Genomic DNA, 11,813 nt, shown 5'->3' with positions numbered 1-11,813 from the left:
CCGCCCCACACCGAAATCACGTCAACGCCCTCATGGTTAATCATTATTAAGGATTTGGGCGTATCCGGTCGCTGGCGGATTCCCCGCCATTTTCACTGGTGCACCATGCGGCCCATTTCAGCATTGATTGCCTGCACGCTCGTCCTTGCTCCGTCTTTCCTTGTCTCCTCAGTCGCGTTGGCCGACAGCCGCGTCTTCATCGTCGCCAACCAGGCCGACGGCTACGGCATCGACCAGTGCCTCGCCCGCGGCGATCGTTGCGGTGCCTCCGCCGCCCGCGCCTATTGCCGGTCACGTGATTTTGCGCAGGCCACCAACTACCGCCGCGTCGATCCCGACGAGATCACCGGCGCGGTTCCGCACGCCGCGAATGAAAAATGCAACGGCAACGGCTGCGGCGAATTCGTCGCCATTACCTGCCAGCGCTGAGCCAAGCCGCTGGTCGGGCGGGATTATTGCCACACCGGCGCCCCGGAAACGACGTGACGCTGCCCCGAGAAACGGCTATTGCAGCGGCCTTGCCCGCGCGCTTTGGCGTTGATCGCCGCGCGGCGTCGTTTTAATGGCCGGATATGCCCAATAGTTCTCGCTTCTCCCGCTGGTTTCTGACTTGCGTCGTGCTGGCCGGCATGTCCCTGCCCGCCACGCATGCCCTGGCGCAAGTGCCGCCCGGCCCGCCCGGTCCGGCTCCGCAAGGCGCGCCACAGCCCAATCCGCAGGCCAATCCGATGTGCGGCCGGCTCGAAGGCCAGCTGGCGGCGATCGACCGCGGCGGCGGCTCCGGCGACCCGGCCAAGGACGAGCAGATCCGCCGCTATCAGGATGCGGCAACCCGCCAGCAGGGCGAGCTCGATCGCGTGACGGCGCAGGCCCGGCGCATGGGCTGCGATAGCTCCGGGTTCTTCTCGCTCTTCAATAACAATTCGGCGCAGTGCGGCCCGGTCAACACCCAGATCCAGCAGATGCGCGCCAATCTCGACCAGATCACCGCCAATCTCGAGCGGCTGCGCTCCGGCGGGCTCGGCGGCGCCGACCGTGAGAACCAGCGCCGCTCGGTCTTGACCGCGCTGGCGCAGAACAATTGCGGCCCGCAATATGCCGCAGCCGCGCGTGGCCCCGGCAACTTTCTCGAGAACCTGTTCGGCGGCGGTAGTGGCGGCAATCCCAACAATCCGCTGCCGCCGCCCGATGCGCAGTATGGCGCACAGTCCGGCACCTTCCGCACCGTCTGCGTCCGCACCTGCGACGGCGCCTATTTCCCGATCTCGTTCGCGACGGTGCAGGCGCGCTTCGGCGCCGACGAGCAGATTTGCAAGGCGCAGTGCCCTGCCGCGGATGCCAGCCTGTTCACCTACCGAAACCCCGGCGAGGACATCAACCAGGCGGTCTCGATCAGCGGTGTGTCCTACTCGTCGCTGCCGAACGCCTTCAAGTACCGCACCGAGTTCAATCCGTCCTGCTCCTGCAAGCCGGCCGGCCAAAGCTGGGCCGAGGCGCTGAAGGCGGTCGACGACAAGGCGTCCGCCGAGCAGCAGGGCGACATCATCGTCACCGAGGAGAGCGCGCGGAAGATGCAGCAGCGGGCCCAGACCAAGGCCGCCGCCGGCAAGAAGGGCGCGCCCGCCGCCGCAGCTCAACAGCAGCCCGCAGCCGCTGACGCCACGGCACCGGCGGCCGCGCCGGCGAGCGACGGCCAGATCCGCACCGTCGGCCCGACCTTCATCCCGAAGCGGTAAGAAGAGCTCAGCCCTCGAACGCTTCCGCCGACGCGCGCGAGGTGCGCGCCACCAGCGTCTCGTCGGGCGCCGGCAGCGCCTTGCCGAAATCGCGGAAACGGTTGGTAATGGGATAGCGGCGGTCGCGGCCGAAATTCTTCCGTGTCACCTTCACCCCCGGCGCCGCCTGCCGCCGCTTGTATTCGGCGATGTTGAGCAGGCGATCGACCCGGGCCACCACATCGCGGTCGAAGCCGGCTTCGATGATGGTCGCCAGCGGCTCCTCGCGCTCCACCAGCCGTTCGAGGATCGCGTCCAGCACGTCGTAGGGCGGCAGCGAATCCTGGTCGGTCTGGTTCTCGCGCAGCTCCGCGGTCGGCGGCCGGATGATGATGTTGACCGGGATCACCTCGCCTGACGGCCCGAGCGCGCCGTCCGGCTTCCAGCCATTGCGCAGGCTCGACAGGCGGAACACCTCGGTCTTGTAGATGTCCTTGATCGGATTGAAGCCGCCATTCATGTCGCCATACAGCGTAGCGTAGCCGACCGACATCTCCGACTTGTTGCCGGTGGTCACCACCATCGCGCCGGTCTTGTTGGAGATCGCCATCAACAGCGTGCCGCGGGCGCGCGCCTGCAAATTCTCCTCGGTGATGTCGCGCTCCAGCCCTTTGAACACCGGCGCCAGAATCGTCTCGAAGCCGTTCATGGCATCGGCGATCGGCAGGATCTCGTAGCGGATGCCGAGCGCGGCGGCGAGCTTGGCGGCATCGTCGAGCGACACCTGCGCGGTGTAGCGGAACGGCAGCATCACGCCGCGCACCTTGTCGGCGCCGAGCGCATCGACCGCGATCGCCGCGCACAGCGCCGAGTCGATGCCGCCGGAGACGCCGAGCAGCACGCCGGGAAAACCGTTCTTGCGGACATAGTCGCGCAGACCGAGCACGCAGGCCGCGTAATCGGCCTTGTCGCCCTCGAGCTGCGCCGTGCTCGGCCCGTTGCAGCGCCAGCCGTCGGCGGTCTTGCGCCAGGTCAGCGTCGTGATGTTCTCCTCGAACGCCGGAAGCTGCGCCGCGACGGAGAGATCGGCATTCAGCGCGAACGAGGCGCCGTCGAAGATCAGCTCGTCCTGGCCGCCGACCTCGTTGAGATAGACCAGCGGCAGTCCGCTCTCGGTGACGCGCGCCACCACGATCGACAGCCTGAGGTCGGCCTTGTCGCGGGCATAGGGCGAGCCGTTCGGCACCACGAGAATCTCGGCGCCGGTCTCGGCGAGACATTCGACGACGTTCTCGTACTCTTCGGACTCTTCGAGCCAGATGTCCTCGCAGATCGGCACGCCGATGCGCACGCCGCGCACCGTCACCGGGCCCGGCGCCGGGCCGCGCGCGAACAGCCGCTTCTCGTCGAACACGCCGTAATTCGGCAGATTGGCCTTGAAGCGCAGCGCGGCGATGCGGCCGCCGTCGAGCAGCGCGCAGGCATTGTAGAGCTTGCCGTCCTCGACCCAGGGCGTGCCGATCAGCATCGCCGGGCCGCCATCCCTGGTCTCGCGCGCCAGTTCCTCGATCGCGGCGCGGCAGGCCGACTGGAACGCCGGCTTGAGCACCAGATCCTCCGGCGGGTAGCCGGCGATGAACAGTTCCGACAGCACCACGAGGTCGGCGCCGTCAGCCTTGGCCGTCTCGCGCGCGGCGCGTGCCTTCGCGGCGTTGCCGGTGACGTCACCGACCGTCGGATTGAGTTGCGCCAGGGTGATCTTGATCTGTTGTTCGCTCATACGCCCTAAGTTGTCCTGCACAACAGCAAACTTCAATCACCTTCCGGTCATGGTGCGATTGCAGAAATCGCGCCATGGCCATCGATGGTGTCTTTTGAGCATGATCCGATCGGAAAACCGGTTCCCACTTTCCGGATCATGCTCGGGAATCAGAACGCGCCCATGCGTTCGGCGAGGGCGAACAGCCAGAACAGCCCGGCCATGACAAGCGCGACGCCGACCGCGGCCGAGCCCATGTCCTTGACCCGCCCGATCTGCGGATCGTGATCCATGGTCAGGCGATCGGCGAGCTTCTCGATCGCGGTGTTGAGCAGCTCGATGACGAGCACCAGCACCACGGTGGCGACCAATTCGACCCGGCGCATCACGGTGGCGCCGACCAGCCAGGCCAGCGGCAGCGACAGCGCCAGCGCCACCACCTCCTCGCGAATCGCCTGCTCCGAGCGAATGGCGAATGCCAGCCCGTTGCGCGAGTTGATGGTGGCTCGCCAGAACCTCAGCAAGTCACTGCCCCCAAGTCACTGCCTGCGCCAAGTCACCTGCCCCAAATCACAAGCCCGCGGCGGCCGGCATCGGTTTGACCTTGCCGGCGCGCTCCTGCTTCAGGAGCTCGGCGATCAGGAAGGCCATGTCGATCGACTGTTCGGCGTTGAGGCGAGGATCGCAGACCGTGTGATAGCGGTCGTTGAGGTCTTCATCGGTGATGGCGCGCGCGCCGCCGATGCATTCGGTGACGTCCTGTCCGGTCATCTCCAGGTGCACGCCGCCGGCATGGGTGCCTTCGGCAGCGTGGATCTGGAAGAACGACCGCACCTCCGACAGCACGCGGTCGAACGGCCGCGTCTTGTAGCCCGAGGTCGAGGTGATGGTGTTGCCATGCATCGGATCGCACGACCACACCACCTTGCGCCCTTCCCGCTGCACGGCGCGGATCAAGCCGGGCAGATGGTCGCCGACCTTGTCGGCGCCGAACCGGTTGATCAGGGTCAGGCGCCCCGGCTCATCGTCGGAGTTGAGGATATCGATCAGCTTCAACAGCTCGTCCGGCTTCAGCGACGGGCCGCATTTCAGGCCGATCGGATTCTTGATGCCGCGGAAATATTCGACATGGCCGTGATCGAGCTGGCGGGTACGGTCGCCGATCCAGATCATGTGGCCGGAGGTCGCGTACCAGTCGCCGGTGGTGGAATCGACCCGCGTCATCGCCTGCTCGTAGCCGAGCAGCAGCGCCTCGTGGCTGGTGTAGAAATCGGTGGCGCGCAGCTCGGGATGGCTCTCGAGGTCGAGGCCGCAGGCGCGCATGAAGTTCAGCGCATCCGAGATGCGGTCCGCCAGCTCCTTGTAACGGCGTGACTGCGGCGAATCCTTCAGGAAGCCGAGCATCCACTGATGCACGCTGCCGAGATTGGCGAAGCCGCCGGTGGCGAACGCGCGCAGCAGGTTCAGCGTCGCGGCGGATTGGCGATAAGCCATCAGCTGGCGCTGCGGATCGGGAATGCGCGCTTCCGGGGTGAAAGCGATGTCGTTGACGATGTCGCCGCGATAGCTCGGCAGCTCGACGTCGCCCTGCTTCTCGGTCGGCGACGAGCGCGGCTTGGCGAACTGGCCGGCGATGCGGCCGACCTTCACCACCGGCAGCGCGCCGGCATAGGTCAGCACGACCGCCATCTGCAACAGGACGCGGAAGAAGTCGCGGATGTTGTTGGCGCCGTGCTCGGCAAAGCTCTCGGCGCAGTCGCCGCCCTGCAGCAGGAAAGCCTCGCCGGCGGCGACCCGCCCCAGCGCCTTCTTCAGGCTGCGCGCCTCGCCCGCGAACACCAGCGGCGGAAAGGTCGCCAGCTGGGCCTCGACATCGGCCAATGCCTTGGCATCGGGATAATCGGGCACCTGCAGCACCTTCTTGGCGCGCCAGCTATCGGGTGTCCACCGCTCGGACATGAGGTCAACTCCTGAGCAAAAACCGCAACCTAATCACGGCATGAGGAAAGCCCGGCTTATACACAGGGCCCTGCTTTCCCGCTAGAAGGATTCCTGCAATCTGGTCAAGCCCTTGCAGGGAAATCCGAATTCGCATTTGGTAGAGCATAGCATGAATGCCGGGGAAATCGCCGTGGCCTCCGCCGCGCTGGACGACGTTTTTTAGCGACGACATCGTCGTGCCGGCCGCGGACGGCTATCCGCTCGCCGCGACGCTGTTCCTGCCGCGCGGCACGCGGCGCCACGCCGTTCTGATCAATTCGGCGACCGCCGTGCCCCGCAAGGTCTATCGTGGTTTCGCCGGCTACCTCGCCCGCCGCGGCGCGGCGGTGCTGACCTACGACTACCGCGGCACCGGCGATAGCCGGCCGATGGCGGCGACCGGCCTCAACAAGCCGAAATCGCTGGCCGGCTTCAAGGCCACGATGGCGGATTGGGCCGCGCTCGATGCCACTACGGCGGTGAGCTGGATGCGCGAGCGCTACCGCAACCTCCCCTTCGCCTATGTCGGCCACTCCTTCGGCGGCCAGGCACTCGGCCTGCTCGCCAACAATGCCGAGATCCCGCGCGCGCTCCTGATCGCCTCGCAGGCTGCCTATTGGAAGCTGATGGCCTCGCCCGAGCGCTACCGCGTCGTCGCCTTCCTGAACGGCGTCGGCCTGCCGCTGGCGCGCACGCTCGGCTACCTGCCCGCCTGGGCCGGCCTCGGCATGGACCTGCCGAGGGGCGTGTTCGAGCAATGGCGGAGCGGGTGATGCGGGAGCGTTATCTGCTCGATGATGCCACGCTGACGGCGCGCGAAAATTTTCCGAAGTTCAAGGGCAAGCTCCGCGCGCTCGCCATAACTGACGACACCTGGGCGACGCGGCCGGCGGTCGAATTGCTGTGCTCCGCCTTCACGTCGATCACGCCCGAGATCATCTCGATCCGTCCCGCCGACGCCGGCGCAAAAGCGATCGGCCATCTCGGCTTCTTCCGCAGCGAACACCGCAACGCGCTGTGGCGCGGCGCCGCGGAGTGGATCGAGGCGGAGCGGTAAGCCCGCGAACGTTCACCGCCATCATCCTGGCTTCCGCCAGGACGACGATGAGGATGGTTCTCGCGTGATGCGATGCACCTGATGCGCAGCTCATCTTGAACCGAGAAGCCGCGGCGTAGTGGATCGTCCGCATGCGCGGCCGATGACACCAAAGAGAATGAGAGCTTGCTCGCAGGGACGACACCGCATGTATTGCGCTGCCGGTGAGCCATACATTCGCATTCTCGCGACATGAATCGCCCGAGCTTTGCTCTTCAACTCGGATTCGTGGTCAAGATGATGGGTATCGCTTCGCTCCGCCCATCCTGCCAGTCTCACACCACCTTCCGCGGCGCAGCCGTCGCAGCGTCACCGGTGTTCGGTGTCCCCGTCGGCTCGATCAGCAGCAGATGCACCTCCTCCCGCGCGACGGGTCGGTGCTCGACGCCCTTCGGCACGACGTACATCTGGCCCGGAGTTAGCGTCACGGTGCGGTCGCGCAGCTCGATGTCGAGGATGCCTTTCAGCACGAGGAAGAAGTCGTCGGTGTCGTCGTGCTTGTGCCAGACGAACTCGCCCTGCACCTTCACGACCATGACGTCGCAGGCGTTGAATTGCGCCACGGTGCGTGGTGACCAGTGATCGCTGAATGTCGACAGTTTCTGCGAAAGATCGATCGCGCCGCTCATGATGCCTCCGGGTCCGGGCCAGCCCGCCGGACTCGTTAGCTCAGCCGCGCGACGCACTCAATGCACGCCCCTTAGCCTCTCCGGATATGTACTCGGCCCGTTGCGCCCGTTGATGTCGCAAGGCGCTTCGCCGTTGGTGGCCCGCCGCGCCAGCAATTCCTTTTCGGCCTGATACCAGAGCTGATCCATCTTGCCCGGCGGCTCGCCGGCGTCCTTCCACAATTCGTAGGCGCGGGTCCGGATCTCCTGCTCGGTTGGGCCTCTCATGCGCGGCTCCCTCAATTTGAGACATCAAACTGTTTGAGAGTGGAACGGACAGCATAGCGCAAGGTTCCAAGGCGCGCGAGACGCGCCACGCGCCGATGACGCGTGGCCTGTGCACAGCGCCGCCGCCCGGGCCATTCGCCGGAAACCGGGTTCGATTTGAGCGCGCGCGAAGCGCGGCCCTGAGGAAAAGTCCCGGGTGGATGTGCATGTCAACAAGGGTGCCCCAATTCCCGGGCACGAAGCGCGGCCGTCGGCGCCGGTCTTGCGGAGGCGTGCTACCCCTTCTGAGGTATGAAACCTTTGCCCGCTTCCGCAGACAAACACTCATCAGGATTTTGCCACGAACCTTCCTGGGGCTAGAGACAGCGCCGTCCGCATGTATTTTAAGCGGGCGGCGTTGGGCTATCAGGCAAGGCTCATTCCCCGCCCGCGATCGCCAGGAGAGCACCAGGACGGGCAGCGCCGGCCCCGCGGGTTAGGCCTACTCCGCCGCCTGGCGAACGTGGCGCGCGGTCGGGGTGCGCATCGTCACCAATTCTTCGGAAGCGGTTGGATGCAGCGCGATGGTGGCGTCGAAATCGGCTTTGGTCGCCTTCATCTTGACGGCGATCGCGACGGCCTGGGTGATTTCGGCGGCGCCATCGCCGACGATGTGGCAGCCGAGCACGCGGTCGCTCGCGCCGTCGACCACGAGCTTCATCAGCACGCGAGTGTCACGGCCGGACATCGTCGCTTTGATCGGGCGGAAATCAGTCTTGTAGATGTCGACGTGGCTGAACTGCGCCCGCGCCTCCTCTTCCGTCAGTCCGACGGTGCCGACCTCCGGCTGCGAGAACACCGCGGTCGGGATCGTCGCGTGGTCGACCTGGACCGGGCGCTTGCCGAATACGGTGTCGGCGAAGGCATGGCCTTCGCGGATCGCCACCGGGGTTAGATTGGTGCGGTGGGTGACGTCGCCGATCGCGTAGATGTTGTCGACCGAGGTCTTCGACCAGCCGTCGACCTGGATGCCGCCATTGGCGGGATTGATGGCGACGCCGGCGGTCTCGAGCCCGAGATTGGCGACATTGGGATGCCGGCCGATCGCGAACATCACCTGGTCGGAGGCGATGCTCGAGCCGCTCGACAGATGCGTGGTGAAGTCATGGCCGTGCTTGTCGACCTTCGCCACCGTGCAGCCGGTGATGATGGTGATGCCGCGCTTCTCCATCTCGGCGCGGACATGCTTGCGCACGTCCTCGTCGAAGCCGCGCAGGATGTTGTCGCCGCGATAGATCACCGTGACGTCGGAGCCGAAGCCGGCGAAGATGCCGGCGAATTCCAGCGCGATGTAGCCGCCGCCCTGGATCACGATCCGCTTCGGCAGCTCCTTGAGGTGAAACGCCTCGTTGGAGGAGATCACGTGCTCGATGCCGGGCACGATCGGCCCGTGATTGGGCGCGCCGCCGGTGGCGATCAGGATGTACTTCGCCGTCACCTTCTCGCCGGTGGCGAGTCTGATGGTGTGGGTATCCTCCAGCACCGCGCGGGTCTTCACGATCCGTGCGCCCGACTTCCCGACATTGGTGGTGTAGGCGCCCTCGAGCCGGGCGATCTCCTTGTCCTTGTTGGCGACCAGCGTCGCCCAGTCGAACGAGACCTGCCCGATGCTCCAGCCGAAGCCGGCCGCGTCCTCGATCTCGTCGTGGACGTGGCTGCCGATCACGAACAGCTTCTTCGGCACGCAGCCGCGGATCACGCAGGTGCCGCCCATCCGGTACTCTTCGGCGACCATGACCTTCGCGCCGTAACCCGCGGCGATGCGGGCGGCACGAACGCCACCCGAACCACCACCGATGACAAACAGGTCGACGTCAAACTCGGCCATAGCAGTACCTCTTCCTTCCTTCTCCCTCGCCCCGCTCTTGCGGGGTCGAGACGAGCGAAGCTCGCTCTTAGAGGGTTGAGGTGAGGGGCATCTCCACGAGCCAGCTAGTGGAGAGTCCCCCTCACCCGGCGCTCCGCCGTAGCCGAAGCTTCGCTTCGGCGTCGCTTCAGTAACGGCCGCCGGCGGCGGCCTGTGCCTCTCCCCGCAAGCGGGGCGAGGTGACAACGTGTTCAGATATCCTTGCCGCGCTTCTTCATCTCGGCCTTGAACTGGGCGTTGACGATCACGCCAAACTGCTGCGCCCACTCCTGCATATATCTCAGCGAATCGTTGATTGCCTTGGGCTCGGAGGTCAAAAGCTTCTGACCGAGCGGCGTCTTGTAGAAGATCACGAGATCCTTCAGCTCCTGCTCGGTGAACTCGGCGGCGTAGAGCTGCGCCATGCCCTCGCCGATTTCCTTCTCGCTGCCAGCCAGATTCTTGGCGATGACCAGCGCGACCTCGTTGAGATCCTTCTGGTAGTTCAGGTACTGCTGCAGCAGGCCGGTCTTGGTCTTCTCGATGATGCCCGGAACGGCGCCGGCATACATCACCGAGACGTTCTTCATCGTCAGGATTTCCTTGGCGTATCCGATCGCCGCGGGGGTCGACTGCTTGACGTCCTTGGGCATGGGGGGCAGCTGCGGCTGCTGCGCCATCGCCGGTGCGAGCGCCAGTCCAGCCGCCAGGGCCGCAGCCGACAAAAGTCCCGAAAAACGATTCATTCCAAGTCTCCTTGCTTGCGGCCTCATGGCCGTTCAACAACCCGAATTCCCTGCGCGCCGGCCAGCACGGCGACGCTGCCAAGCCCGATGAACAGGCCGTGTTCGACCACGCCCGGTATAGCGCTGAGCAAACCGGCAAGACGCGGCGGATCGGCGATCCGGCCGAGATGGGCATCGATGATCCAGTGGCCGCCATCGGTGACAAAAACGTGACCGTCCTTGCCTTTCCGGATCAGCATTTCGCCGGACACGCCGGCCTCGGCGAACGCCCGCGCCATCGCGGCCTGCGTTGCGGCGAGCCCGAACGGGATCACCTCGACCGGCAGCGGAAAGCGGCCGAGCACGTCGACCCATTTGCTGTCGTCGGCGATCACGATCATGCGATCACTGGCGGCCGCGACGATCTTCTCGCGCAGCAGCGCACCGCCGCCGCCCTTGATCAGGTTGAGCGCCGGGTCGATCTCGTCGGCGCCGTCGATGGTGAGGTCGAGATGGTCGATCTCGTCCAGCGTGGTCAGCGGAACGCCGCAGCGGATCGCATCGGCGCGGGTCGCTTCCGAGGTCGGCACGCCGATCACTTTCATGCCCGCACGGACCTTCTCGCCGAGCAGCTCGACGAAATGCTTCGCGGTCGATCCGGTGCCGAGCCCGAGCTTCATGCCGTCGCGCACCTCTTCGAGCGCGCGCGCCGCCGCCTGGCGTTTCAGTGCGTCCATGTCCACGTGCCGATAGCCCCTCGGTTGGTCCGTTACGGGCCGCCATCGGGTGGCCCGGCGGGCGCATATCTAGCGTCGTTTTGCAGGCAGGAATAGCGGCAAGCGGACCAGTCTTTAGGCCGAAACGGCGTCCATCGCGGCCAAAATCGCCGAAAAGCGCTGTTCGACCTCGGACCGCATCCCGGGGTGGGTGAAAATGTAGAACTGGTCGTCACGGATCGCGGCCAGCACGCGGTCCGCGACCGCCGCCGGATCGAGCCCAGCATCGAGCTGCCGCGCGATCTCGGCGACCATGGCGGAGGCTGCGCTGCCAGGCTCCAGCGGGCGGGTCGGACCGTAGCGAATCGGGGCGATTGCGCCCGCTCTGACCGATGCGGGTGCGCACATAGCTCGGGCACACCACGCTGACCCCGATGCCGTCAGGCGCGAGTTGCCAGGCAAGTCCCTCCGACATGCTGACCACCGCGAACTTGCTCGCCCCATAGGGACTGAAGCCTAGCCCGCCGTTCATACCGGCCATCGACGCCGTGTTGACGATGTGACCGCCCTCGCCGTGGCCGCGGATATGCGGCAGGAAGCTCTTGATGCCGTACACGACGCCCATCAGGTTGACGTCGATCACCCAGCGCCAGCTCTCGATCGAGATCTGCTCGATGCCGCCGCCGGCCGCGACGCCGGCATTGTTGCAGACGACATGGACCTTGCCGAAGGCGCGGAACGACGCCTCCGCCGCGCGGTCGACGCTTAGGGGATCGGCAACGTCGCAGACCACGCCGTGAACATCCGCGCCGCCGGCGCGCAGCGCATCGACGGCCTTGTCCAGCGGACCGGTTTCAATGTCGGCGAGCATCACCTTCATGCCCTCGCGGGCGAAGGCGGTAGCCATCGCAAGTCCGATTCCGCTGGCCGCGCCGGTGACAAAAGCGGATTTTCCGGCAAGTTCCCGCATCTCAGCCGCCCCTATTTCATGACCTGCCCACATCTACTCTTGCATCGCAGCGCCTGGCCCGATAGCCAAAA

Annotated in this window: 11 protein-coding genes and 1 pseudogene; 3 read left to right on the top strand and 9 right to left on the bottom strand. The window is 65.9% G+C overall.

What is annotated here, in order from left to right:
• The first annotated feature begins 105 nt into the window (after positions 1-105).
• Positions 106-429: a hypothetical protein gene (locus QA639_RS18215; RefSeq protein ID WP_283090599.1), complete on the top strand. Its 324-nt coding sequence runs from the start codon at positions 106-108 to the stop codon at positions 427-429.
• Between the two features lie 143 nt (positions 430-572).
• A complete protein-coding gene (locus QA639_RS18210; RefSeq protein WP_283090392.1) occupies positions 573-1,736 on the top strand; it encodes a DUF2865 domain-containing protein in 1,164 nt (387 codons plus the stop codon).
• Between the two features lie 7 nt (positions 1,737-1,743).
• Here QA639_RS18210 and QA639_RS18205 read toward each other — a convergent pair whose 3' ends face one another.
• From QA639_RS18205 to QA639_RS18195, 3 genes are all read right to left on the bottom strand, one after another.
• Entirely contained in the window at positions 1,744-3,495 is a 1,752-nt protein-coding gene (locus QA639_RS18205; RefSeq protein ID WP_283090391.1) for an NAD+ synthase, read from the bottom strand.
• Between the two features lie 149 nt (positions 3,496-3,644).
• A complete protein-coding gene (locus tag QA639_RS18200; protein WP_028334253.1) occupies positions 3,645-3,998 on the bottom strand; it encodes a diacylglycerol kinase in 354 nt (117 codons plus the stop codon).
• Between the two features lie 46 nt (positions 3,999-4,044).
• Positions 4,045-5,433, bottom strand: coding sequence for a class II 3-deoxy-7-phosphoheptulonate synthase (locus tag QA639_RS18195; RefSeq protein ID WP_283090390.1), 1,389 nt, complete (start codon positions 5,431-5,433; stop codon positions 4,045-4,047).
• A 151-nt stretch (positions 5,434-5,584) separates the two neighbouring features.
• Here QA639_RS18195 and QA639_RS18190 point away from each other — a divergent pair.
• A pseudogene (locus QA639_RS18190) lies at positions 5,585-6,511 on the top strand (alpha/beta hydrolase family protein).
• A gap of 314 nt (positions 6,512-6,825) precedes the next feature.
• Here the strand turns inward: QA639_RS18190 and QA639_RS18185 are convergent.
• The 6 genes from QA639_RS18185 to QA639_RS18160 all read right to left on the bottom strand — a co-directional run bounded on the left by QA639_RS18185 (position 6,826) and on the right by QA639_RS18160 (position 11,679).
• Positions 6,826-7,179, bottom strand: a complete 354-nt coding sequence (locus QA639_RS18185; RefSeq protein ID WP_157341397.1) for a cupin domain-containing protein — start codon at positions 7,177-7,179, stop codon at positions 6,826-6,828.
• Between the two features lie 57 nt (positions 7,180-7,236).
• Positions 7,237-7,446, bottom strand: a complete 210-nt coding sequence (locus QA639_RS18180; protein WP_038377471.1) for a DUF2934 domain-containing protein — start codon at positions 7,444-7,446, stop codon at positions 7,237-7,239.
• Positions 7,447-7,927: 481 nt separating this feature from the next.
• Complete coding sequence (gene gor, locus QA639_RS18175) at positions 7,928-9,313, bottom strand: glutathione-disulfide reductase (RefSeq protein WP_283090389.1); 1,386 nt, start codon at positions 9,311-9,313, stop codon at positions 7,928-7,930.
• Between the two features lie 230 nt (positions 9,314-9,543).
• A complete protein-coding gene (locus QA639_RS18170; protein WP_028334248.1) occupies positions 9,544-10,077 on the bottom strand; it encodes a DUF2059 domain-containing protein in 534 nt (177 codons plus the stop codon).
• Between the two features lie 23 nt (positions 10,078-10,100).
• On the bottom strand, positions 10,101-10,799 hold the full coding sequence (gene rpiA / locus QA639_RS18165) for a ribose-5-phosphate isomerase RpiA (RefSeq protein WP_283090388.1): 699 nt from the start codon (positions 10,797-10,799) through the stop codon (positions 10,101-10,103).
• 205 nt (positions 10,800-11,004) lie between these two features.
• Positions 11,005-11,679 (bottom strand): SDR family NAD(P)-dependent oxidoreductase, encoded by a 675-nt coding sequence (locus QA639_RS18160; RefSeq protein WP_283090387.1) that lies wholly within the window; start codon positions 11,677-11,679, stop codon positions 11,005-11,007.
• Between the last annotated feature and the right edge of the window lie 134 nt (positions 11,680-11,813).

Source organism: Bradyrhizobium pachyrhizi (assembly GCF_029714545.1).
In the GTDB taxonomy this organism is placed as follows: Bacteria; Pseudomonadota; Alphaproteobacteria; order Rhizobiales; family Xanthobacteraceae; genus Bradyrhizobium; species Bradyrhizobium pachyrhizi.
The sequence above is the reverse complement of the archived record's forward strand: the minus strand, read 5'-3'. Positions and strand labels throughout refer to the sequence as shown.